Here is a 22367-nt window from a genome sequence, read left to right as displayed (position 1 = left end):
GGCTTGGTCTTGAAGCGCTCAGCCTGCAGGCGCTTGAACCACAGGCAGAAGCCATTGCGTTCCCAATAGAGGATCTTCACCCGGTTGCGGGTCTTGTTGAGGAAGACAAACAACACGGGGTCGAACACGGCCACCTTGATATCCAGCTCCACCAGGGCCGCCAGACCATCAATGGATTTCCGGAAGTCGACGGGCTTCGGATAGAGGTAGACGGCTTTGACCTTGGCGTCCGGACGCATCATGACGGGGCTCCACTGGGAAAACGGGAGCCCAGCATCCGCAAGCGGACAGTTCAAATGAAGGTGGGGTTTGTGGAGCGCTTACGCTGCATTGCCCCTAGGCTCTTGGCCAGAGGGTCAATCTCTCGCAACAGCTAACGCAGACATAGCGGTTCCATCCACCAACATGAGGGGCAGACGACATGGGGATTCACGACTGGGCAAGAACCGCCCTGGAGCAGAGCCTGGAGGCAGCAAAGCAGGAAGGTTTCAGCAAAGAGTTGGCACTACGCGCCCTGCTGAGTGCAGTCGTCGAGCGCAGTGCAATGCTGCGCCCGGCGGATGATCTGGCTCAGGAGCTGACCTTCCTGGCGGACAACCTCGACCCGGAGCGGGACTACGGCTTCATGCGGCCTTGAGTGGACTGAGCGCGCGCGTTGCGTAGGTTGGCGCAGAGCGTAGCGAAGCCCAACGAGCGAGGCCCGAGCCGGGTGTCCGGTCTCGCAGGGTTCGGACCAACCCACGAGAGCAGCGAAGCCTTGGCATGGAACCGATGGGTTTCGCTTCGCTCAACGCCATCCTACGCACTGCTGCTTCAGTGCTCGCGCGGCGGCAGGTCGCCGGAGAAGAGCTCGTCTTCCGTGTCGCCGCCGGGAATCGCATGTTCTTCGGCGGCCCAGGCCCCCAGATCGATCAGCTTGCAGCGTTCGGAGCAGAAAGGACGGGACGGGCTTTGCGGGCCCCATTCCACCGGAGCGCCGCAAGTCGGGCATTCCACAGTGACGGGTTGGCTCATGGCTGGCCTCCTCGCAGGGTCAGGTAGAAGTTATGCAGACGCTCCACTTCGGCGCGCAGCCAGTTCAGGTCGCGGTCGTTCAGCAGCACGTCATGGGCATGCTTCAGCCGTTCCTCACGGCTGGCCTGTACCTTCAATATGGCTTGCACCTGCGCTTCGGGCACCTTGTCGCGCAGCATGGTGCGCTGAACCTGCGCGATCTCCGGCGCATCGACCAGCAGCACGCGCTGGGTAAGGCGATGCTGGCCAGACTCGACCAGCAACGGCGAAACGAGAATGGCGTAAGGGGATTCGGCACTGGCCAGGTATTGGCTGATCTCCTGCCCAATCAGCGGATGCAGCAGGCTTTCCAGCCAGCGGCGCTCGTCTGCGTTCTCGAAGATGCGTTGGCGCAGCGCGGCGCGGTCCAATTGGCCGTCGGCCTGCAGCACCTCGCTGCCGAAATGCTCGGCGATCTTCGCCAGGGCAGGGCGGCCGGGCTCCACGACCCAGCGCGCAGCCTGGTCGGCATCCACCAGATGCACACCAAGCTCGGTGAAGTGGGCCGCGACGGCGCTTTTACCGCTACCGATGCCGCCCGTAAGGCCAAGAATCCAGGGTTTGTTCATTTGAAACCGGCGAACTGCAAATAGGTCGCCGTTATTTGATCACCCCAGAGCAGTGCAATCCAGCCGGCAATCGCCAGATAGGGACCGAAGGGGATGGGGGTGGCGGTGTCCTGGTTACGCAGGCGCAGCATGATCAGGCCCAGCACAGCCCCCACCAGGGACGACAGCAGGATGGTCAGCGGCAATACCTGCCAGCCACCCCAGGCGCCCAGCATCGCCAGCAGTTTGAAGTCGCCGTGGCCCATGCCCTCTTTGCCCGTCACCAGCTTGAACAGCCAATACACCGACCACAGGCTCATGTAGCCAGCCACCGCGCCCCAGAGTGCATCTTCCAGGCTGGTGAACAGGCCCTGGCTATTCAGGATCAGGCCCAGCCACAGCAACGGCAGGACCAGCACATCCGGCAGCAACTGGTGGTCGACGTCGATCATGCTCATCGCCAGCAGGCCCCAGGTCAGCACCAGAAAGGCGCCAGCCTGCCAGCTGAATCCGAAATGCCACGCCACATAGGCGGACAGCACGCCGCACAACAATTCAACCAAGGGGTAGCGCTTACTGATGGGCGCCTTGCATGACGAGCACTTGCCGCCCAGTGCCAGGTAACTCACCAGCGGGATGTTTTCCCAAGCGCGAATCTCATGGCTGCACTGCGGGCAGCGGGAATTCGGCAGGATCAGGTTGAACACCGGCCCCTTGGGCTCGGCCGGCAGGCTCAGCGCCTCGCGGGCCTGCTCCTGCCAGTCGCGCAGCATCATCTGCGGCAGGCGGTGGATCACCACATTGAGGAAGCTGCCCACCAAAAGGCCAAGCAGCAGGGCGCAGAAAACAAAGGCCAGCGCGTGGCTGGCCAGAAAGTCGATCAATTGCATGGTTTAGACGACGTTACCGAGCTGGAAGATGGGCAGGTACATGGCGATGATCAGGCCGCCGACCAGAACGCCGAGGACCGCCATGATCATGGGTTCCATCAGGGCGGTGAGGCCGTCGACGGCGTTGTCCACTTCCGCTTCATAGAAGCTGGCGACCTTTTCGAGCATATCGTCCAGGGCGCCGGACTCTTCGCCGATGGCGGTCATTTGCACGGCCATGGCCGGGAAGATTCCGGTGGTGCGCATGGAGAAGTTCAGTTGCATACCGGTCGAAACGTCGGATTTGACCTTCAACACCGCATTCTTGAAGACGACATTTCCGCTGGCGCCGGCTACTGAATCGAGAGCATCGACAAGTGGGACGCCGGCGGCGAACGTGGTGGCAAGGGTTCGGGCGAATCGGGCGACAGCAGATTTGTAGAGGATATCGCCAACAATGGGCATCTTCAGTACTGCGTGATCAACCCAGTCACGGAATTTCTCGGACTTTTTGTGGGCCTGTTGGACGCCGAAACCGATGGCGAAAAATCCGAACAGTACAATGAACCACCACTCCTGAAGCAGTTCGGACAGATTGATCACCATCATAGTGAATGCTGGCAGTTCGGCGCCGAAGTTCGCAAAAACCGATTGAAATTGCGGTACTACTTTGATCAGGAGGATTGCCGTCACGATGACCGCAACCACCACTACCGCGATCGGGTAGTTCATCGCTTTCTTGATCTTGGCTTTCAGGGCCTCGGTCTTTTCCTTGTAGGTGGCGATACGGTCCAGCAGGGTTTCCAGCGCACCCGCCTGCTCGCCCGAGTCCACCAGGTTGCAATACAGCTCGTCGAAGTAATCCGGTTTCTTGCGCAGGGAGTTGGCCAGGCTGTTGCCCGAGGAAACCTCCTGCTTGACCTCGTTCACCAGTGTGCGCATCGCCGGCTTCTCGAAGCCTTCGCCAATGATGTCGAAGGACTGCATCAGGGGCACGCCGGCCTTCATCATGGTGGCTAACTGGCGGGTGAACAGGGCAATGTCCAAGGGCTTGATCTTCTTCCCAGCATTCAGCAGGGAAGTGGATTTCTTGCGTACCTTGGTGGGGTTGATACCCTGTTTGCGCAGTTGCGCCTTCACCAGCGCCGGGTTCTGGCCGCTCAGCTCGCCCCTGACCTTGCTGCCTTTCTTGTCCGTACCTTCCCAGGCGAAGGTACTTGTTTTCAGCGCTTTTTCCGCCATGGTTAATCCTTGGTCACGCGGTTGACTTCCTCGAGGCTGGTAATGCCATTCATGGCTTTTATCAGGCCCGAGGTTCGCAGGTCATTGAAGCCATCGCGGCGCGCCTGCTGGGCGATCTGGATGGAGTTGCCTTCTTCCATAATAAGCTGCTGCATGGCCGGCGTGATTTTAACCACTTCATAAATACCCACACGGCCCTTGTAGCCCAGGTTGCAATTCTCGCAGCCGACCGGGCCATACAGCTTGAAGCTGCCGATCCTGGCTTCGGGGAAGCCTTCCTTGATCAGCACCTCACGCGGAACGTCCACTTCCTTCTTGCAGTGGCTACACAATTTGCGTGCCAGGCGCTGGGCGATGATCAGGTTGACCGAGGTGGCGATGTTAAAGGCCGGCACGCCCATATTGCGCAGGCGGGTCAGGGTTTCCGCCGCGCTGTTGGTGTGCAGGGTAGACAACACCATGTGACCGGTCTGGGCGGCCTTGATGGCGATTTCAGCGGTTTCCAGGTCACGGACTTCACCCACCATGATCACGTCCGGGTCCTGGCGTAGGAAGGCGCGCAGGGCCTGGGCGAAGTCCATGCCCTGCTTCGGGTTGACGTTGACCTGGTTGATACCTTCCAGGTTGATCTCCACCGGGTCTTCGGCGGTGGAGATGTTGATGTCCACGGTGTTGAGGATATTGATGCCCGTGTAGAGCGATACCGTCTTGCCCGAACCGGTGGGGCCGGTCACCAGGATCATGCCCTGGGGCTGCTTCAGGGCGGCCAGGTACAGCTCCTTTTGCTCCTCTTCGTACCCCAGGGCGTCGATGCCCATCTGCGCGCTCGTGGGGTCGAGGATCCGCATCACGATCTTCTCGCCCCAGAGGGTTGGCAGCGTGTTGACGCGGAAGTCGATGGATTTCGTCTTGGAAATCTTCATCTTGATCCGCCCGTCCTGGGGCTTGCGGCGCTCGGAAATATCCAGCGCGGCCATCACCTTCAAGCGCGCGGAGATGCGGCTGGCCAACTGGATCGGCGGCTTGGCCACCTCATGCAGCATGCCGTCGGTACGGAAGCGCACCCGGTAAGAGCGCTCGTAGGGCTCGAAGTGCAGGTCCGAGGAGCCGCCGCGGATCGCGTCCAGCAGCATCTTGTTGACGAAGCGCACCACCGGGGCATCGTCCGCATCCACGCCACCGGGGCTGTCCTTCTTGTCGTCATCGACGGCCTCGACATCCACACCATCCAGGTCGACGTCCCCAAGGTCCTCCATGCCGCTATTGGCGGAATCGAAGAACTTCTCGATGGCATCGCCCAGCTTATCGTCCTCGACCAGAATGGCCTCGGTAGTGAGGCCAGTACTGAACTGGATGTCGGTTACGGCCTGGTGGTTGGTTGGGTCGGAAATGGCGACGAACAGCTTGTTGCCACGCCGCCAGAGGGGGAGGGCACGGTGTTGGCGAATCAGCTTTTCGCTGACGAGGTCCCTGGGCTGGCTGTCCTTGTCGATGCTGCCGAGGTCCAGGAAGGCCACGCCGAACTGCTCGGCCGCCATTTCCGCCAGGTCCCTACTTTTCAGCAGCTTGTTCTGCACCAGGTAGGTGATCAGCGGAATCTTGTTGCGCTGGGCCTGGGTGTGGGCCTGCAGGGCGCTCCGCTCATCAAGGAGGTTGGTCAGCACCAGTTGCTTGGCCAGGCCGGAAAGAGTGGGAGCGGACTCGGACATAGGGATCGCGCCAAAGGTGAAATTTCCCATGCCTTATAACGTAGAAGGGCATTGGCGCCAAATGGCCTGCTTGCGAGTGACAAAAAATGGCACTGTTTACTAAATATGAGACAAGGTGCTGGGTCAAGGCGCGCTTTTCTTGGCGGTTAACCACCTCGATAGGGGCAATAAGGAGTGTTTGAGTGTGTTGGCATGCAACCTGCTTCGATATACGCAGGTCGTTAGGCCTTCAACTAAACAAGGGGATGTAAGTATGAAAGCTCAGAAAGGCTTTACTTTGATCGAACTGATGATCGTGGTTGCGATCATCGGTATTCTGGCCGCCATTGCGCTGCCAGCCTACCAAGATTACACCAAGCGCGCGCGAGCTTCCGAGATGGTTGTTGCAACTGCGCCCTTCAAGCTGGGCGTGTCTGAGTGCGTGCAGGGTGGCAAATGTCTCGCCGCTGACGGCATTACTCTCAGCATTCCTACTGCCGCGGCTAGCCGTGCTGAGCTGTCGGTTCCTGCAGATGTTTCTAGTGGTTCCGCTCCGGCCAACGCGCAGTATAACGCTATTGCAATGACTACCGTTGGTGTAATTACTGTCACTCCGAAGGCTGAAAACGGTTTTGTCGCTGGAGATACTTTCGTTCTGACTCCGAACCACACTGGCGGTGGCGTGATCAACTGGACTGCTTCCGGTAACTGTGTAACGAAGGGTTGGTGCAAGACTAAGTAAACGGTGAGGTAATAAGGGCGGGAATTATCCCGCCCTTATTTTTTGGGGGTAGAGCTTGTTTGGTTTAGGGCTTCTAATTTCAAGTGTGCCGTTCATATTGCCATTCAGGTATTTTCCGAATGGTGACTTCTTTCCTGACGCTGCTGCGATTGGGTTGGCTCTTCTGGCACTTGTTTTTGGTTTTCGAAAGTTTAGCTTCGGGCGTGACTGTCTGTTGCTGTTGTTGATTTCGATGTTGATGCTGATCTCCGGATTTGTCATGCGCTCATATTATTATGACGTATGGGTGCTTCCGGCTCTGGTGATTATGTTCTTCGCTTTTTTTCTGGCTGGAATTGAAGCCCTTGGTACCGTTTCACAAGAGCGTTTCTCGCTGGGTATGCAGTCCGGGATTTTATGTGGCGGTGGTGTATCCGTTCTGATCGGATTGGCGCAATACTTTGAAGTTACTGCGTGGTCCGGTAACGTGTTCATCCATTCTTCCGGGAGGGTTTATGGGAACCTTGCTCAGAGGAATCTTTATTCTACGTATTTATTAATTTTTTCCTGCGTTTTGTGTGCAGTGGCTGTTCGCTATGCCATTAAAAGCTGGCTAGTTGTTGGGGCATTGGCTGTTACCGCATTCTTGCTGGCCATCGCAGGGTCGAGGATGGTGCTGCTCGATGCCCTTGTCGTTGTGCTTGTGTTGGCTTGGTTGAGACGGGGGCGGCCGGCGGAACGCCAGCTGGAGCGCTTCTCCTTTCTTTTTTTGAGCTTCCTAATCGCCTTGGTCGCATTCCAGTTCATTTCCCTTTTCGGTGGCGAGGGCGGGGCCTCGCGGATAACCATTGCTGGTGACGCGCCAAGGGTGGGGGAGTGGCTCAAAGGATTGCGAATACTGATGGACCATCCCCTAGGGGTTGGTTTTGGGAACTATGCACAGGCCAGCTTCGTGTATCAGTTGGATGCGGGAGTGGGGAGTCCGATTACCTGGTCGCATTCTCATAGTATCGTGATGCAGTTCTTGGTCGAGTTCGGCTTTCTAGCAGTTCCCCTGCTGATTATTGGGATTCTGTTGGGTGCGAGGATGCTGTACGTTGCACTTCGCGCTGATCTGGACAGGGTGTGCTTTGCGATCTGCTTGATCTTCCTCGTAGTGCACAGTCTTCTCGAGTATCCATTGTGGTACATGAATTTCTTGCTTCTGTTCGTAGCCCTTGTCGGTTTGGCCAGGATGGGTAGCGCGGGTGGGCACAAGGCAGCTTCCATCAGGCTGGGAGCTGGGCTCGCATTGATGGTACTAATCCTAGTTTCCTACGATTACACCCGGACGCTTGGTTACCGAACCGTTGATCGGCAAATGAAGGTGAATGTTGATCGAATGGTGGACTTGCTCTCAGTGAGCCTGAATCCCGCGTTGGCCTGGTCGGCGGACAGATTGCTAATCGAGTACCTGATTCCCGATGGGGGGCCGGAGGCGGGTTACAAGTTGTGCCAAGCCATGTACATGGCCCAGCGAGAGCCTTTGTATCCCTATTTGGAACGCGTGGCGCTGATGGCTCTGGCGGATGGAAAGTTTGATCTGACCGCAAGCGTGCTTAAGTCGAGATATGCGGCGTATCCCGAGTTACCGGATACCTATCTTAAAGCTCGGATTCGCTATCACTGGCCAGATGTGGCGGATGATTACATTGATAAAATAGAGTCTGATCGGAGGGCGGGTTTCCCGGGCGTTGATTATTATCGACTGGATATTCCTGCGGAATGTTCAAAGTAAGCAGGCGGCAGCCCTTTCGCGTAGGTTACGATTGATTGGCATAACCAGTAGTGCTAGCCTTCAGCCGCCGCCGGTGTAGCTCAGTCGGTAGAGCAGCTCATTCGTAATGAGAAGGTCGGGGGTTCGATTCCTCTTACCGGCACCATGATCCAAACAAAAAGCCCCGCAGGTTCTGCGGGGCTTTTTGTTTTTCGCGGCTTTGCTCGCTGCGTGGCGGCGGGCCGCTCGCTTCTCAGTCTTTTCTGCCCACTTTTTCCGCAACGTTGTACAGGTCCATGGCCGAGCACTTCATCAGGTCCGAGATGGCCTTGACAGCGTGGTGCAGGCCTTTCAGGTCGTTGTCGCTCAGGTGGTGTTCGAGGCCGTCGCAGCCCAGCAGATCGGCGATGGTGTTGAGGGCGTAGCTGGCCGTCAGGAGGCGGTCGCCCTGGAGGTCGGCGATGCGGGCGAAGGTGTTCATTGTCCACCTCCAGCAGTCTTTTGATTCGGGGTGGAGGTGCGTGCATTCCTTGCAGGTATGCGGTTGTGCATGGTCAAAGCTCCTTTTGCTTGGGAGCTGCCACGAATCGCCGCGAAACGATTTGGGTGGCAGCTGTGCACGGGTTCGCGGACCGGGGCAAAAGGAACCCGGCAGACCTTTCGGTCTCCCGCGCACAGCCGCCATGACACGACGTTGCAGGCACAAAAAAGCGCCGGCAATCGGATGGTCGGCGCTTGTGCGCCTTTTGCATTTCGGGCCGCGACGCCCGGTCCTGGAATTTGCCAGGACGGTCGCACCATAGCCTTGCCCGGGGCGCATGGCAACGCCCGGGGTTCGGCGAGGTGGGATTTAGAGGTTCAGCCGCATCGACAGGTCGATGGCCTTGACGTCTTTGGTCAAGGTGCCGATGGAGATGTAGTCGACGCCTGTCTCGGCAATGGTGCGCAGGGTGGTTTCGTTGATGCCGCCGGAAGCTTCGAGCTTGGCGCGGCCGTTGGTGAGGGTGACGGCGGTGCGCATGTCGTCGAGGCTGAGTTCGTCGAGCATGATGATGTCGGCGCCGGCATCCAGTGCTTGCTGGAGTTCGTCCAGGCTTTCCACTTCCACTTCCACCGGCTTGCCGGGGGCGATGCGGTGGGCTGCCTGGATGGCCTGGGCGATGCCGCCGGAGGCTGCGATGTGGTTTTCCTTGATGAGGAAGGCGTCGTACAGGCCGATGCGGTGGTTGTGGCCGCCGCCGCAGGTCACGGCGTATTTCTGTGCCAGGCGCAGGCCGGGCAGGGTCTTGCGGGTGTCGAGGAGCTTCACCTGGGTGCCCTTGACCCGTTCCACATAGTGGCCGACGCGGGTGGCGACGGCCGACAGGCACTGGAGGAAGTTCAGGGCGCTGCGCTCGCCGCTGAGCAGGGCGCGGGCCGGGCCTTCGAGGTGGAAGAGGGCCTGGTTGGCGTCGGCGTGCTGGCCGTCCTGTACCTGCCACTCCACCTTCACGCGCGGGTCGAGCTGGCGGAACACCTCGTTCACCCAGGCGGTGCCGCTGATGATGGCGGCCTCGCGGGTGATTACGGTGGCGCGGGCCTGACGCTCTTCGGGGATGAGTTGGGCGGTGATGTCGCCGCTGCCGATGTCTTCCTGGAGGGCGGTGCGTACGTTGGCCTCGATTTCAGCGGTGAGGTCAGCGAGGAGAAGGTTGGGCATGGTGGGCTCCGCAGGCAGGATGGCGGCGATTATAAAGGCTGCCGACGACTGGCGCAGTGCCGATGAACAACCGCCTTACGCTTTCTGCTAGATAGTCAGGGGTGGATCGTTGTGCGTCGGTCGGTCGAAATCCCTGCATCTGTGACTTGATTCATGTCTGTAGGAAATCTCCGCTTGGTTGTCACAGCGTCATCCATATAATGGCATCGGAAATTTCTATTTTTGACGCCAGTTGATTGACGTTATGGATGACTCCCCATGATCGATTTGCGGTCCGATAGGCCCATTGCAAGGGCGCGGCCTGCGGGAGGCTCGTGATGCAGACCGACGCTAAGGTGGTGCCGCTGAACAAGGGGGCCACCCAGCAATCGCCAACCTCGCCGGTAGGAAGGCTGCCCGTGGCCTTGATCCAGGTGCGCGACAAAGTCGCCCTGCAGCTGAAGCAGACGCTTCAGGCGCTGTTCGACAATGCGGACGACACCCTCTTCGAGATGGCGGACCGCGCCACCAGCAATGCCGAGCAGAATGCCTTCTTCGAGGCGATGCGCGACCTGCGGCTGAAGCGCAAGAGCATCGAGCGGACGTTCCTGCAGAAGGTCTCCGAGTCGTTCTCTTCGCTCAATCAATATGAGGTGGGCAAGGCGCCGCAGCTGGATGCGGTGTCTTTCGACAGTTTGTCTCTGGTGCAGAACGACGAACTCGAGGAAGCCGTGGCGCTGGACGCCATGGTTGCCAAGGTGATGAGTCGCGACGGCATTGCCCTCGGCCATCTCACTGCGCGTTTCAACACCCTTGTCAGCAAGAAGATCGAAGACAAATCCAACCCGCTGGGGCCGCGCCCGCTGTGCGAGGCCTTCCTCGACGCATGCCGTAGCCTCGGGGTGGAGATCAAGGTCAAGCTGATCATCCTCAAGCTGTTCGAGAAGTACGTCCTCACCGAGCTGGACCAGGTGTACGCCGAAGCCAACCAGCAGCTGGTCACCGCCGGCGTGCTTCCGGACCTGCGCTCGGCACCGGCGCGGCGCCAGGCGGAGCGCTCCAGCGCCACGGGGCGCCAAGCCCAGCCCGGTAACGCGGCTGGCGGTGGCCAAGTGACCGAAGAGGGCGTGCAGGAAATCTTTGGCGTGCTTCAGGATTTGCTGTCGCAGGTACGCGGCACGGCATTGCCGCGCCGGGAGCACCCTGCCGATGCGGTTCCGGTCAGCAGCCTCGACCTGATGCGCCTGTTGTCGCATCTGCAGCAGCACCTGCCTCAGCAACACAACGATGACTACGACCTGCGGATGAGCCTCGACCAGCTGCTCACTCGTGCCAGCGCCCGCAGCGGTCGGGCGCGGGTGGTCGGACAGGTCGACGATGATGTCATCAACCTGGTGTCCATGCTCTTCGAGTTCATCCTCGACGACCGCACCCTGCCGGATTCGCTCAAGGCCCTCATCGGCCGCATGCAGATTCCGATGCTCAAGGTCGCGCTGTTGGACAAGACCTTCTTCAGCCGTGGCAGCCACCCGGCTCGCCGCCTGCTCAACGAGATCGCTTCTGCCGCCCTTGGTTGGGTAGAGCAGGACGAAGCCCAGCGCGACAGTCTCTACCATCGCATCGAGCAGGTGGTGCAGCGCCTGCTGAACGATTTCGTCGACGACCCGGCGATTTTCTCGGAGCTGCTCGCCGAGTTCCTGGCCTATGCCGGTGACGAGCGCCGCCGCAGCGAGCTGCTGGAACAGCGCACGCGGGATGCCGAAGAAGGCCGCGCCAAGGCCGAACTGGCTCGCAGGCAGGTGGAAGACGCGCTCAACCAGCGCCTGCTGGGCCGCACCCTGCCGGAAGTGGTGGTGCGCCTGCTGCAGGAAGCCTGGAGCAAGGTGCTGTTGCTGAGCTGCCTCAAGCACGGTGTTGAGTCGGCCGAATGGCAATCCGCCCTGCAGACCATGGACGACCTGATCTGGAGCGTGGAGTCCCACGATGCGCCGGAAGCCCGTGCACGCTTGCTGGAGCTGGTGCCGGGGCTGCTCAAGTCCCTGCGCGATGGCCTGGCCAGCGCCGCGTTCGATCCCTTCTCCACCAGCGAATTCTTCAGCCAACTGGAGACCCTGCACGTTCAGGCCTTCCAGCGTTTCCGCAAGCCCGAGCCGGTGGAAGTGGTTGCTGACGACGGTCTGGAATCGCCGCCGCCGTTGCTTGACCTGCCGGACGACGCCGAGCCGGAGGATGAGTCTGCGCCGGCCATGGTGGCGGTCGTGGAAGAAATCGTCCTGGTCGCCCCCGGCGAGCCTCAAGTACAGGAGCCTGAAGTTTCCCTGGCGGATGATGACGAGGCCCTTGGCTTTGTCGACAGCCTTCGCGTGGGGAGCTGGGTCGAGTTCCAGGAAGACGACGAGCACAAGCTGCGCTGCAAGCTGGCGGCGCTGATCAAGCCCACGGGCAAGTACATCTTCGTCAACCGCACCGGCATGAAAGTGCTGGAAAAGACCCGCATGGGCCTGGCCGTGGAGTTCCGCCGCAATGCGATCCGCCTGCTGGACGATGCCCTGCTGTTCGACCGCGCGCTGGAATCGGTGATCGGCAACCTGCGTCGGCTCAAGGGCGCCTGAGCTCGACAGCACGTTTCAGTAGGATGGGTGGAGCCTGCGATACCCATCGCGTGTGGTCGATGGGTATCGCTCCGTGTTCACCCATCCTGCACATTCAAAACAGAGGCAATTGCCGCTCCCTGTCCCGCCACTCGCTAAAATGGCTCCACTGCGCCTAAAGTGGGCGGCAGACCAAGGAGCCGACATGCAGCTGGACCCCGCATCCGGTTGGTGCCAGGGCATCAGCCACTGCCCATCGCCCAACTTCAATAACCGCCCGCAGGGGGAAGTTTCCCTGCTGGTGATCCACAACATCAGCCTGCCGCCCGCGCAGTTCGGTACGGGGAAGGTGCAGGCGTTCTTCCAGAACCGCCTCGACCCCGCCGAGCATCCCTACTTCGAGGGCATTCGCGACCTCCGGGTATCCGCGCATTTCCTCATCGAGCGCAATGGCGCCGTCACCCAGTTCGTCTCTTGCAATGAGCGCGCGTGGCACGCGGGCGTTTCCCTGTTCGAGGGGCGGGACAACTGCAACGACTTTTCCCTGGGAATCGAACTGGAAGGCACCGATGATCTGCCGTTCACGGAACCTCAGTACGCTGCGCTGATCGCATTGGTGGAACAGCTGCGTCTTGCCTATCCGGCCATCACGCCGGAGCGCATTTGCGGTCATAGCGATATCGCCCCGGGGCGCAAGACCGATCCCGGGCCTGCATTCGATTGGGCGCGCCTGCGTGGCGCGCTCGCACGATAGAACGAGGAGGGACCCATGTATTTTCTGGTGTTGTTGTTGGTGCTCTGGATCGAGAAATTCTCCGCCTGGCGCCGGCATATCCAGCAGGACGGCTTCTGGCTGCGTGAGCTGGCCAAGGCCGAAGCCAACCCGCGCTTAAGCGAGCGCCCCTGGGCGATCCTCGCGTTACTGGTGCTGCTGCCCCTGGTGCTCCTGGCGCTGGTGCTGCTGGCGCTGGAGCCGTTGGCCTATGGCTGGATGGCCCTGCCGGTGCATTTGCTGGTGATCATCTACAGCCTGGGGCGCGGCGATGTGCTGGCCGATCTGGGGCCCTTCCGCGATGCCTGGCGGCGTGGCGATACCCAGGGTGCCTATCACGTCGCCGAACGCGACCTCGGCCTGGAGGCGGATGAGAGCGACGATCTCCTGCAGCAGGTGCAGGGCTATCAGCTCTGGCAGGCCTATCAGGGCTTCTTCGCGGTGATCTTCTGGTACGCGCTGCTCGGCCCGGTGGCGGCCCTGGCCTACCGCTTGCTCGCGTTGGCTTCCGAGAAAGCCGGCACGCCGGCATTGCGTGAGCAAGCGGCGATGATTCGCCACGCCTTCGACTGGCTGCCGGTACGGGTGCTGGCAGCCAGTTTCTCGCTGGTGGGGAATTTCGTCGGGGTCAGCCGCGTGCTGCTTCACGAACTGCTGAGCTGGGAGATCCCGGCTCAGCGCTACATCGAGCTGGCCGGCCGCGCTGCTGCCGAACTGCCGGAGCCCGCCACGGGTGACGCCGGGGTGGCAACGCTGGATGCCCTCTGGCAACTGCTGGTTCGCGCTGCGGTGCTCTGGTACGCCGGTTTCGCCGTCTGGGCCCTGCTGTTCTGAGTTCTGCTTCACCGCCCGCCCGCCCGGCGCTGCCGTCGGGCGGGTCCCGCCTTGATTAACCTTTAGTTACAGAAACTCCTGCCGATATCGGGTACACAGATGAGCGCGCCAGAATTTTCGGACATTGCTCACAGAAGCATCTGACTGATCCCGGCGATCGCCAAGCAGCGTGGGGATGCTGCGAGGCCCTGGCCACATCCTGTCAGCCGATCAGAGCGCGCCCATAACAATAAATGAGAACAGGAGACGTCTCGTGAAGACCCTGTTGTATCCTGCCATCGCGCTGATGAACCGCCTCAGTTTCGGGATGAAGTTCAGTCTGATCAGTGTTCTGTTCTTCCTGCCGATGTTGATCACCAACTTCTACCTGGTGCGCGACTCCTACCGACAATTCGTCAGTACCCGCTCCGAACTGCAGAGCCTCGACCTGTTGGGTGCCAGCCTGCATGTGCGCCGCAACCTGGAGAGCCTGAACGACCTGGTCATGATCAACTCGATGATCGGTCAGTCGGGGCAGGCCGGGGACCTGGAAAAGCGCGTCACTGCGCTTGAACAGGAGTTGCTTTCGACCCTTCAGGGCCTGGCTCCGGTGGTGTCCGAGGCTGAACAGGTCGAAGCCTTCAACACCAAGCGCGATGAGCTGATCACGGCCTTGCAGGCTGCCAAGGGCGAAACCTCCCTGCAGAGCAAGAGCGCGATGATCGAGAAGCTGCTGGGCAACGCTCAGGTCTTCATCAAGTTCGTCGCCGCCCAGGCCGGTCTCAGCCAGGACGACCAGGCCGACGTGCGCCAGATCACCGAACTGGTCACCTCCACCACTCCGCAAGTGACCATGGCCATCGGCAAGGGGCGCGCCATAGGCGCCTATTCGCTCGGCCAGGGTTTCCTCAATTCGGCGGCCAGCACCAAGCTGGACGACTTGCTGCTGGACCTGGACAAGCTCAATGCCGAGTACGGCCTGAAGATCGCCGATGCCCTCGACGGCAGTCCGCGCGGTCACCAGGCGCTGGATGGTCTGACCGCCGCCAGTCGCGACACCATCAAGCAGAGCGCCACGCTGTTCGAGGACAAGGTGATCATGGCCGACACCCTCGACACGCCCTGGCAGCAGTTTTATGACCAGGTGACGGCGTCGCTGGAAAAGACCTATCAGCTCAATGACGGCTCACTGGCCTTCCTCAAGGCCGAGCTGGAAAAACGCCTGGCCGAAAAGCGCGTGCAGACCGTGCTGCTGGTGGTGGCCCTGCTGGTGGTGTTCCTCGCCATTGTCTACCTCTACAGCGGCTTCTACGTCTCCACGCGTACCACCCTGAAGAGCCTGGGCAAGGTGATGGACCAGGTCGCCGGCGGCGACATGACCGTCAGCTTCCGTGCCGAAAGCCGCGATGAACTGGGCGAGCTCGGCCAGGTGTTCAACGGCACCGTGGCGAAGATCCATGACCTGATCGAGCTGGTGGGCCATACCGTGGCCGAGGTGGAGCGCCAGGCCGGCCGCGTGGAGCAGGTCTCCGGTGAAAGCAATCAGGCCGTGGCCGGGCAGCGCAGCCAGATCGAACAGGTCGCCACGGCCATGAACGAGATGTCGGCCACCGCACAGGAGGTGGCGCGCAGCGCCGCTGCGGCAGTGGACAGTGCGCAGAGCGTGAATCAGGAAACCGTCAGTGGCCGCGCCCTGGTGGAGTCCCAACTGGGCAGCATCGAGCGCCTGGCCAGCGAGATCGACCAGTCGGTGAGCGTGATCAACCAGTTGGCCGCCGACAGCGCCTCGATCAGTCGTGTGCTGGAAGTGATCAAGGGCATCGCCGAGCAGACCAACCTGCTGGCGCTTAACGCGGCGATCGAAGCCGCCCGGGCGGGTGAGCAAGGCCGCGGCTTTGCCGTGGTGGCCGACGAAGTACGGACCTTGGCCAAGCGCACCCAGCAGTCCACCGAGGAAATCGAGCAGATGATCATCAAGCTGCAGGGGGGCGTCGGTGCTGCCGTGAAGGCGATGAACGCCAGCCACCAGATGGCCGATGGCACGGTCAGCCAGTCTGGCAAGGTGCAGGCGGCGCTGGAGAACATCCTCGGTGCGGTGGGCATGATCGTCGACCAGAACCAGCAGATTGCCGCCGCAGCTGAGCAGCAGACCGCCGTGGCCCACGATATCGACCAGAACATCGTCGAGATCAACCATGCCGGTGAGCGCACGGCCGACGGTGCGAGCCAGACCGAGCGGGCCAGCCGCGAGCTGTCCGGCCAGGTGGCGCAGCTCAAGCAACTGATTGGCGCGTTCCGCGTCTGAGGTTCGACCCAATGAAACAACCCGCCAATTGGCGGGTTTTTTCATGTTTGGCTGATGGGTTCCCTGTGGGGGCGAATTCATTCTTAGCCGTTGCGAGAGGTCCAGGAGACTTGTAGGAGCTGGCTTGCCAGCGAATCGGGGCCATTCGCTGGCAAGCCAGCTCCTACGGGCACTGCAGCTGCTTGCAACACGTCATGCAGACATCGCCAATTCATTCGCCGCCAGAAAGCAATAATGCTCACCCCTGCAAATCCTTCCAGCCAAACACCTCGCAGGCGTTACGCGTGCTGGCCGCGGCCAGTTCCTCGGGTGTAACGCCGCGGATTGCGGCCAGGGCCGCGCAGATATCCGGCAGGAACTCCGGGCTGTTGCGCCCATAGGGGTGCATGGCCGGCGCCATGTCCGGCGAGTCGGTTTCCAGCACGATGTCTTCCAGCGGCAGCTGCGCCACCACCTTGCGCAGGCGGTTGGCCTGGGGCCAGGTGGGGGCGCCGCCGAGGCCCAGGCGGAAGCCCAGTTTGCGGTATTCCTTTGCCTCTTCGGCGCTGCCGGCGAAGGCGTGGATGATGCCGGCGCGCTTGAGGCGAAAACGCTTCAGCGTGGCGATCACGGCCGCATGGCTGCGCCGTACATGCAGCAACGGCGGCAGCTCGAACTCCTGTGCCAGGGCCAGCTGGGCCTCGAACAGTCGCTGTTGTTCGTCGCGGTCCAGTTCGGGGACGAAATAATCCAGGCCGATCTCCCCTACGGCGCAGAGCTTCGGGTGGCCCGCGTGCCGCGCCAGCCACTGGCGCAGTTCCGCCACATGCTCGTCCCGGTGCTGTGCCAGATAGACCGGGTGCAGGCCGAAGGCGGTGCAGAAATCGTCGCCGGAATTGGCCAGGTCCCAGACCCGCTGCCAGTTGTCACGGAACACCCCGAGCAGGACCTGGCGCCGCACGCCCAGGGCGCGACAACGCGCCAGCACGCCGCTGCGATCGGCGTCGAAGTCGGGGAAGTCCAGATGGTTGTGGGTATCGATCAGCATGGCGCCAGCATATACCGCCTCTCCCCGGTCTGACATGCCCGTTCCTGGGGCGTTGTGGCTGTTTTTTCCGGTGCATCCGCTCTGTCTCGGGGCATCGCGCGGGGCGGGAAAAACAAGGCCGAAAACGCTATTGAACACTCGTTCATGCTCGGCTATGGTTGGGCCACTCGCCGGTTCGCTGATGCAGTCACGTGACCCGGATTTCACCCTTTGCAAATGGGGCCCGAACATGCGTTTCGCTTCGCTAGTGGAGAGAATGGCAGGGCCAGGCACAGCAGCCTGGGATATTCACTACGCGGCCATCGCCGCCCAACGTGCGGGCGAGGACGTGATAGTCCTCAGCATTGGCGACCCGGATTTCGCAACCCCCGCCGCCATCACCGAATCAGCCATCCAGGCCTTGCAGGCCGGTGATACCCATTACTGTGACGTCGCCGGCCGGCCCGAGTTGCGCCAGGCCATCGCCGATCTGCATGGCCGCCTGACCGGCCAGCCGGTGTCGGCGGACAGCACCATCCTCGTGGCTGGCGCACAGAACGGTCTTTACGCGGCGGCCATGTGCTTGCTGGAGGCCGGCGATGAGGTCATCGTCTTCGATCCGGTGTACGTCACCTACGAAGCCACGTTGAAGGCTACCGGCGCCACCCTGGTAAGGGTGCCCTGTCCGGCGGAGGGCGGCTTCCGCCCCGACCTCGCGGCTTTGCGTGGAGCCATCAGCGAGCGTACCCGCGCCATCTTCTTCGCCAATCCGAACAACCCGACCGGCGTGGTGCTCAGCACCGAAGAAATGCAGGCCATCGCCGAGCTGGCGCAGCAGCACGACCTGTGGGTGGTGGTGGATGAGGTCTACGAGAGCCTGACCTTCGAACAACCGCACCGCTACTTCGCCACCTTGCCGGGCATGCGCGAGCGCACCGTGAGCATCGGCAGCCTGTCCAAGTCCCACGCCATGACCGGCTGGCGCACCGGCTGGGTGATCGCCAGTCCCGAACTCGTGGCCCACATCGAAAACCTGGCGCTGAACGTGTTGTATGGCCTTCCCGGTTTCGTGCAGGAAGCTGCGTTGACCGCTGTGCGCACCTACGACCAGGTGACCGGGGAAATGCGCGCCTGCTATCGGCGTCGCCGCGACCTGGTGGTCGATGCGCTGCAGAACTGCGCGCCGCTCGAGGTGCTGACGCCCGAAGCCGGGATGTTCGTGCTGCTCGACGTACGCGGCAGCGGCCTCAGTTCCCTGGACTTCGCCTGGAAGCTGTTCCGCGAAACCGGCGTCTCGGTGCTGGACGCGGCGGCCTTCGGCCCTTCCGCCGCCGGCTTCGTGCGGCTGTCATTCAGCTTGGGCGAAGAGCAATTGGCCGAGGCCTGCGCGCGCATCCGCCGTTTTGCCGCCACCCTGGGAGCTGGCCCGCGCATCGACGTGCGCCCGACCGTTTCGGTTGATACGCGAGCCGCAAAGGCGGAGCGGCCGAAGATGGTGGAGGTGGATTCCATTCACAAACGCTTTGGCCAGTTCGAGGTGCTCAAGGGCGTTTCGCTGACCGCCCGGGAGGGCGGTGTGGTGTCCCTGATCGGGGCCAGTGGTTCGGGCAAGAGCACATTGCTGCGTTGCATCAACATGCTGGAAATCCCCAATCAGGGCACGGTCACGGTCGATGGCGAGAGCATTCGTCTCACCACCAGTCGCATCGGCGAACCGATGGTGGCGGACCAGAAGCAGCTGACCCGGATTCGTTCGCGGCTCGGGATGGTGTTCCAGAGCTTCAACCTCTGGCCCCACCGCACTGTGCTGGAAAACCTCATCGAAGCGCCGATCCAGGTGTTGCGCGAAAGCCGCGCCGAAGCCATCGAGCGTGCCGAGGCCCTGCTGGAACGGGTGGGGCTCGCCGCCAAGCGCCACGAATATCCCTCCTTCCTGTCCGGCGGCCAGCAGCAGCGGGTGGCCATTGCTCGTGCGTTGGCGGTGGAGCCCAAGGTCATGCTGTTCGACGAACCTACGTCGGCGCTGGACCCGGAGTTGGTGGGTGAAGTCCTGCGGGTGATCCGCTCCCTGGCCGAAGAGGGACGCACCATGATCCTGGTAACCCACGAAATGGCCTTCGCCCGTGATGTTTCCAGCCACGTTGCCTTTCTCCATCAGGGGCGTATCGAAGAGGAAGGGCCTCCGCAGGAGGTCTTCCTGAGGCCGCGCAGCGAGCGCTGCCGGCAGTTCGTTACCGCCCACCAGAATCGCTGACTCCGGCCGCCGCGCGCGGCCAGTTCGACAAGCTCTAACCACAACAACATCAAGCAGGGCAGAAACCATGAAGAAGTCTCAACTGGCACGTTGGATGGCGGGTGCGGTAATGCTCATGGCCGGCGCGGTGGGCGCGCAGGCCGAAACCCTGAGATTCGCGATGGCGGCGGAACCCTATCCGCCATTCTCCAGCAAGCAGCCAGATGGCCAGTGGGCAGGCTTCGAGCCGGACCTGATCCGCGCCCTTTGTGCGCAGATGCAGGCCCAGTGCGAGATCGACGAGGTGGCCTGGGATGGCCTGATTCCAGCCCTGATGTCGAAGAAGGTGGATGTGATCTTCAACTCCATGTCCGTCACTGAAGAGCGCGAGAAGCAGATCGCCTTCAGCCGTGCCTATTACGACACCCCGGTCGCAGTGGCTGCACCCAAGGCACTGGATGTCGCCATCAGCCCGGAAGGTTTCAAGGGCAAGGTGATTGGCGTGCAGCTCTCCACCGTCAGCTCCAACTACCTGAAGCAGCATTACGACGGCATCGCCGACGTGCGCTACTACGACACCCAGGACTCGGTGAACGCCGACCTGGTGGCGGGGCGCATCGACCTGATGATGGCCGACGGCATCGCTGTCAGCGCCTTCGTCAAATCCCCTGATGCCCAGGCCGCCGGCATCGAAAACAAGGGCGAGGTGCCCTACGATCCGCTGTTCGGCCGCGGTGTAGGGGCCGGCCTGCGCAAGGACGACGTCGCCCTCAAGGCGAAGCTCGACGAGGCCATCGCCAAGCTGCTGGCCAGCGAGGACTACAAGACCATCTCCGCCAAGTACTTCGACGTCAGCGTCGCGCCGAAGCAGTGACCTCCGGAGCCATCCCGGCTCTACCGGGATGGCGCATTTCCGCCTCGATGAGGGCCTGCAATGCAGTCTTACTTTGAACTGGTCGGCTTCGGCGCCCAGGGTTGGGGGCCGGCGCTGCTCAAGGGGTTGTGGGTAACCCTGCAGATTTCCGTCGGTGCTTTCCTGGTCGGCATGCTGATTGGCCTGGCCGTCGCGATGGGCAAGCTCAACGGCCCGCGCCCAGTGGCGCAGTTGATGCGTGGATACACCACCCTGTGCCGCGCAATACCTGAATTGCTGCTGATCCTGCTGCTCTACTACGTGGGCTCCATGGGGCTCAACCAGCTGTTTGCCTGGCTTGGCTATGGCGACCTCAAGCTCAACGGCACAGTGGTCGCCATCGCGGTGCTGGGGCTGGTTCAGGGCGCCTATGCCTCGGAGATCTTCCGGGGGGCCATCCAGGCGATTCCCCACGGCCAGATCGAGGCGGCGCGGGCTTTTGGCCTGAGCGGCTTCAGCCTGTTCCGCCGGGTGACCCTGCCGATCATGGCGCCCAACGCCCTGGCCGGGATGGCCAACCTCTGGGTCAACCTGATCAAGGACAGCGCCCTGATCAGCGTGGTCGGCACCAACGAGCTGCTCTTCACCGCCAAGCAGGCGGCGGGCTCGACGCGCCACTACCTGACTTTCTACCTCACCGCCGCGGTCTTCTATTACCTGCTGACGGTGCTCTCCAACCTGTTTTCTGGCTGGCTCGAACGGCGCTTCCGCCGCTGGACCCCGTCGGTGTGAGCGAGGGCGTGTGATGACCGCTACCTGGATATTCGACTACGGAAAACTGCTGCTCAGCGGACTGGGCACCACCTTGCTCATCCTCGCCGTTTCCGCCGTGCTGGGCTTTGCTCTGGCGCTGCTGGTGGCGTTGGCGCGGATGTCGCGCAACCCGGTGCTGGCGGGCACGAGCCTCGCCTACACCAGCGTGATTCGCGGGACGCCGCTGCTGGTGCAGATCTACATCTTCTATTACGGCCTGGGCAGCCTCTTCGCCCAGTTTCCGTTGATTCGCGGCAGCTTCCTCTGGCCGTACCTGCGTGATGGCTTCTGGTACATCGTCATCGCCCTGGTGCTCTCGGTGGGGGCCTATGTGGGCGAAGTCATTCGTGGCGGCATGAAGTCCGTGCCGAGGGGAGAGCTGGAGGCCGCGGCGGCTTTCGGCATGCGCCAGCGCCTGGTGCTGATGCGGGTCTGGTTGCCGAGGGCGATCCGCCTGCTGCTGCCGACCTTGGCCGGTGAGACGGTGATGCTGCTGAAATCCACCGCGCTGGCGTCGACCGTGGCGGTGGTCGACCTCCTGGGAGCGGCCAACGTGGTGCGCGCCCAGACCTTCCAGATCTACCAGCCGCTGCTGTTGGTGGCAGGCATCTACGTCTGCCTGACCTTCATGATTGAGATGGGCTTCGGCCTGGCGGAGCGACGAAGCATGTTTCGCCGGGCGAACTGAGGGTTGAAGACACCGCTGTTGTAGGGTTCGGATTCGCCTGAGTACGTCAGGCATAGGCCCCGCGCCGCAGGCTGTCGACCCAGCGGCGGCTGATCTCCAGGCCTTCCTCGGCGCTGAAGTTGGCGGGATTGAGGCACCACTCCAGCCACAGGCCGTCGAGCATGGCCGACAGGCCGATGGCCGCAAGACGCGGTTTGGCGATGGAGAAGCCTTCTTCCCGGGCGAGCTCAGAGAGCAGTTGTTCCAGCAGTACCAGGGAACCGCCGTAGGTGCGTTCGTGGGCTTCGTTCACTTGGGGGGAATGGCGGATAAGGCTCCAGAACACCACCCAGGGGCTGAGCAGGTCGGGGTCCAGGGTGACTGGCGAGAAGTAGCCGGTCAGGAAAGCTTCCAGGCGTGCGGCAGGTGCCGGGTCGGCGGCCTCGATGCGGGCGACCAGGGCCTGGTTGACCTCGCTGGCGAGGGTCTCGTAGGCCTGCGCGACCAGGGCGTCGATGCTACCGAAATAGTGATTGATCAGGCCGACGGCGACGTTGGCCTCCTTGGCGATGCGGCGCACCGAAATGCCGGCGTGGCCTTCGGCGACCAGGCAGCGCAGCGCGGCGCGCACCAGATGTTCGCGGCGTTCGTCGGGGTTGGTGCGGGGCTGTCGTTCGCGGGGCGTTTCCAAGGGGCGATTTCCTTCGCTCGATGGGCCGGGATAGTACCGCCTGGCTCGACGACAAACCAACCGTCCGG

At 61.9% G+C, this 22367-nt stretch carries 21 protein-coding genes and 1 tRNA gene; 12 read left to right on the top strand and 10 right to left on the bottom strand.

Features of this window, described 5'->3' with window-relative positions; translation table 11 throughout:
• On the bottom strand, positions 1-242 hold a 242-nt coding region (tnpB, locus tag G559_RS0112640; RefSeq protein ID WP_028628564.1), incomplete at its 3' end, for an IS66 family insertion sequence element accessory protein TnpB.
• 179 nt (positions 243-421) lie between these two features.
• On the opposite strand from tnpB, the gene G559_RS0112635 reads away from it, so the two are divergent.
• On the top strand, positions 422-637 hold the full coding sequence (locus G559_RS0112635) for a hypothetical protein (RefSeq protein WP_028628563.1): 216 nt from the start codon (positions 422-424) through the stop codon (positions 635-637).
• Positions 638-813: 176 nt separating this feature from the next.
• On the opposite strand, the gene yacG is transcribed toward G559_RS0112635, so the two are convergent.
• The 5 genes from yacG to pilB are packed head-to-tail and all read right to left on the bottom strand — an operon-like array spanning position 814 to position 5421.
• Positions 814-1014, bottom strand: coding sequence for a DNA gyrase inhibitor YacG (yacG, locus tag G559_RS0112630; protein WP_028628562.1), 201 nt, complete (start codon positions 1012-1014; stop codon positions 814-816).
• Positions 1011-1622 carry a dephospho-CoA kinase gene (gene coaE / locus G559_RS0112625; protein WP_028628561.1) on the bottom strand — a complete coding sequence of 204 codons (612 nt, stop codon included), beginning with the start codon at positions 1620-1622 and terminating at the stop codon, positions 1011-1013. Before coaE ends, yacG begins: the two co-directional genes overlap by 4 nt.
• On the bottom strand, positions 1619-2491 hold the full coding sequence (locus tag G559_RS0112620; RefSeq protein WP_028628560.1) for a prepilin peptidase: 873 nt from the start codon (positions 2489-2491) through the stop codon (positions 1619-1621). The genes coaE and G559_RS0112620 overlap by 4 nt, the downstream gene beginning before the upstream one ends.
• A gap of 3 nt (positions 2492-2494) precedes the next feature.
• Positions 2495-3712: a type II secretion system F family protein gene (locus G559_RS0112615; protein WP_028628559.1), complete on the bottom strand. Its 1218-nt coding sequence runs from the start codon at positions 3710-3712 to the stop codon at positions 2495-2497.
• 2 nt (positions 3713-3714) lie between these two features.
• Positions 3715-5421, bottom strand: a complete 1707-nt coding sequence (gene pilB / locus G559_RS0112610) for a type IV-A pilus assembly ATPase PilB (RefSeq protein WP_028628558.1) — start codon at positions 5419-5421, stop codon at positions 3715-3717.
• A 253-nt stretch (positions 5422-5674) separates the two neighbouring features.
• On the opposite strand from pilB, the gene G559_RS0112605 reads away from it, so the two are divergent.
• From G559_RS0112605 to G559_RS0112595, 3 genes are all read left to right on the top strand, one after another.
• Positions 5675-6142 carry a pilin gene (locus G559_RS0112605; protein WP_028628557.1) on the top strand — a complete coding sequence of 156 codons (468 nt, stop codon included), beginning with the start codon at positions 5675-5677 and terminating at the stop codon, positions 6140-6142.
• Positions 6143-6197: 55 nt separating this feature from the next.
• Complete coding sequence (locus tag G559_RS0112600) at positions 6198-7898, top strand: O-antigen ligase family protein (RefSeq protein ID WP_155945719.1); 1701 nt, start codon at positions 6198-6200, stop codon at positions 7896-7898.
• A 69-nt stretch (positions 7899-7967) separates the two neighbouring features.
• Positions 7968-8043, top strand: a tRNA-Thr gene (locus G559_RS0112595).
• An 87-nt stretch (positions 8044-8130) separates the two neighbouring features.
• On the opposite strand, the gene G559_RS0112590 is transcribed toward G559_RS0112595, so the two are convergent.
• Both G559_RS0112590 and nadC read right to left on the bottom strand, forming a co-directional pair.
• Entirely contained in the window at positions 8131-8358 is a 228-nt protein-coding gene (locus tag G559_RS0112590; RefSeq protein ID WP_028628555.1) for a hypothetical protein, read from the bottom strand.
• A gap of 369 nt (positions 8359-8727) precedes the next feature.
• Positions 8728-9576 (bottom strand): carboxylating nicotinate-nucleotide diphosphorylase, encoded by an 849-nt coding sequence (gene nadC, locus G559_RS0112585; RefSeq protein WP_028628554.1) that lies wholly within the window; start codon positions 9574-9576, stop codon positions 8728-8730.
• Between the two features lie 317 nt (positions 9577-9893).
• On the opposite strand from nadC, the gene G559_RS0112580 reads away from it, so the two are divergent.
• From G559_RS0112580 to G559_RS0112565, 4 genes are all read left to right on the top strand, one after another.
• Complete coding sequence (locus G559_RS0112580; protein WP_028628553.1) at positions 9894-12167, top strand: DUF1631 domain-containing protein; 2274 nt, start codon at positions 9894-9896, stop codon at positions 12165-12167.
• A gap of 184 nt (positions 12168-12351) precedes the next feature.
• The gene (gene ampD, locus G559_RS0112575) at positions 12352-12900 is read left to right on the top strand and encodes a 1,6-anhydro-N-acetylmuramyl-L-alanine amidase AmpD (protein ID WP_028628552.1); all 549 of its coding nucleotides are present in this window, start codon (positions 12352-12354) and stop codon (positions 12898-12900) included.
• Positions 12901-12915: 15 nt separating this feature from the next.
• Entirely contained in the window at positions 12916-13752 is an 837-nt protein-coding gene (ampE, locus tag G559_RS0112570) for a regulatory signaling modulator protein AmpE (RefSeq protein WP_028628551.1), read from the top strand.
• 253 nt (positions 13753-14005) lie between these two features.
• Positions 14006-16036 carry a methyl-accepting chemotaxis protein gene (locus G559_RS0112565; protein WP_028628550.1) on the top strand — a complete coding sequence of 677 codons (2031 nt, stop codon included), beginning with the start codon at positions 14006-14008 and terminating at the stop codon, positions 16034-16036.
• A 238-nt stretch (positions 16037-16274) separates the two neighbouring features.
• Here the strand turns inward: G559_RS0112565 and G559_RS0112560 are convergent, their stop codons facing one another.
• Entirely contained in the window at positions 16275-17099 is an 825-nt protein-coding gene (locus G559_RS0112560; protein WP_245586501.1) for a TatD family hydrolase, read from the bottom strand.
• Between the two features lie 193 nt (positions 17100-17292).
• On the opposite strand from G559_RS0112560, the gene G559_RS31110 reads away from it, so the two are divergent.
• The 4 genes from G559_RS31110 to G559_RS0112540 all read left to right on the top strand — a co-directional run bounded on the left by G559_RS31110 (position 17293) and on the right by G559_RS0112540 (position 21629).
• Positions 17293-19296 carry an aminotransferase class I/II-fold pyridoxal phosphate-dependent enzyme gene (locus G559_RS31110; protein ID WP_028628548.1) on the top strand — a complete coding sequence of 668 codons (2004 nt, stop codon included), beginning with the start codon at positions 17293-17295 and terminating at the stop codon, positions 19294-19296.
• Between the two features lie 67 nt (positions 19297-19363).
• Positions 19364-20149, top strand: coding sequence for a transporter substrate-binding domain-containing protein (locus G559_RS0112550; RefSeq protein ID WP_028628547.1), 786 nt, complete (start codon positions 19364-19366; stop codon positions 20147-20149).
• A gap of 60 nt (positions 20150-20209) precedes the next feature.
• Entirely contained in the window at positions 20210-20920 is a 711-nt protein-coding gene (locus G559_RS0112545) for an ABC transporter permease (RefSeq protein ID WP_028628546.1), read from the top strand.
• 13 nt (positions 20921-20933) lie between these two features.
• Positions 20934-21629, top strand: coding sequence for an ABC transporter permease (locus G559_RS0112540; protein WP_028628545.1), 696 nt, complete (start codon positions 20934-20936; stop codon positions 21627-21629).
• Positions 21630-21675: 46 nt separating this feature from the next.
• Here the strand turns inward: G559_RS0112540 and G559_RS0112535 are convergent, their stop codons facing one another.
• A complete protein-coding gene (locus tag G559_RS0112535) occupies positions 21676-22299 on the bottom strand; it encodes a TetR family transcriptional regulator C-terminal domain-containing protein (protein ID WP_028628544.1) in 624 nt (207 codons plus the stop codon).
• Positions 22300-22367 lie beyond the last annotated feature (68 nt).

Origin of the sequence: Metapseudomonas resinovorans DSM 21078 (assembly GCF_000423545.1) — a bacterium.
Lineage (GTDB): Bacteria > Pseudomonadota > Gammaproteobacteria > Pseudomonadales > Pseudomonadaceae > Metapseudomonas > Metapseudomonas resinovorans.
This window is presented reverse-complemented; position numbering and strand designations above follow the sequence as displayed.

Excerpts from the sequence above, each read along its gene's own strand:
- G559_RS0112540 (WP_028628545.1), top strand. The coding sequence starts at position 20,934 with ATGACCGCTACCTGGATATTCGACTACGGAAAACTGCTGCTCAGCGGA.
- G559_RS0112545 (WP_028628546.1), top strand. The coding sequence starts at position 20,210 with ATGCAGTCTTACTTTGAACTGGTCGGCTTCGGCGCCCAGGGTTGGGGG.
- G559_RS0112580 (WP_028628553.1), top strand. The coding sequence starts at position 9,894 with ATGCAGACCGACGCTAAGGTGGTGCCGCTGAACAAGGGGGCCACCCAG.
- G559_RS0112560 (WP_245586501.1), bottom strand. The coding sequence starts at position 17,099 with ATGTCAGACCGGGGAGAGGCGGTATATGCTGGCGCCATGCTGATCGAT.
- G559_RS0112615 (WP_028628559.1), bottom strand. The coding sequence starts at position 3,712 with ATGGCGGAAAAAGCGCTGAAAACAAGTACCTTCGCCTGGGAAGGTACG.
- G559_RS0112605 (WP_028628557.1), top strand. The coding sequence starts at position 5,675 with ATGAAAGCTCAGAAAGGCTTTACTTTGATCGAACTGATGATCGTGGTT.
- G559_RS0112590 (WP_028628555.1), bottom strand. The coding sequence starts at position 8,358 with ATGAACACCTTCGCCCGCATCGCCGACCTCCAGGGCGACCGCCTCCTG.
- G559_RS0112635 (WP_028628563.1), top strand. The coding sequence starts at position 422 with ATGGGGATTCACGACTGGGCAAGAACCGCCCTGGAGCAGAGCCTGGAG.
- coaE (WP_028628561.1), bottom strand. The coding sequence starts at position 1,622 with ATGAACAAACCCTGGATTCTTGGCCTTACGGGCGGCATCGGTAGCGGT.
- ampD (WP_028628552.1), top strand. The coding sequence starts at position 12,352 with ATGCAGCTGGACCCCGCATCCGGTTGGTGCCAGGGCATCAGCCACTGC.
- G559_RS0112620 (WP_028628560.1), bottom strand. The coding sequence starts at position 2,491 with ATGCAATTGATCGACTTTCTGGCCAGCCACGCGCTGGCCTTTGTTTTC.
- G559_RS31110 (WP_028628548.1), top strand. The coding sequence starts at position 17,293 with ATGCGTTTCGCTTCGCTAGTGGAGAGAATGGCAGGGCCAGGCACAGCA.
- nadC (WP_028628554.1), bottom strand. The coding sequence starts at position 9,576 with ATGCCCAACCTTCTCCTCGCTGACCTCACCGCTGAAATCGAGGCCAAC.
- G559_RS0112550 (WP_028628547.1), top strand. The coding sequence starts at position 19,364 with ATGAAGAAGTCTCAACTGGCACGTTGGATGGCGGGTGCGGTAATGCTC.
- pilB (WP_028628558.1), bottom strand. The coding sequence starts at position 5,421 with ATGTCCGAGTCCGCTCCCACTCTTTCCGGCCTGGCCAAGCAACTGGTG.
- ampE (WP_028628551.1), top strand. The coding sequence starts at position 12,916 with ATGTATTTTCTGGTGTTGTTGTTGGTGCTCTGGATCGAGAAATTCTCC.
- yacG (WP_028628562.1), bottom strand. The coding sequence starts at position 1,014 with ATGAGCCAACCCGTCACTGTGGAATGCCCGACTTGCGGCGCTCCGGTG.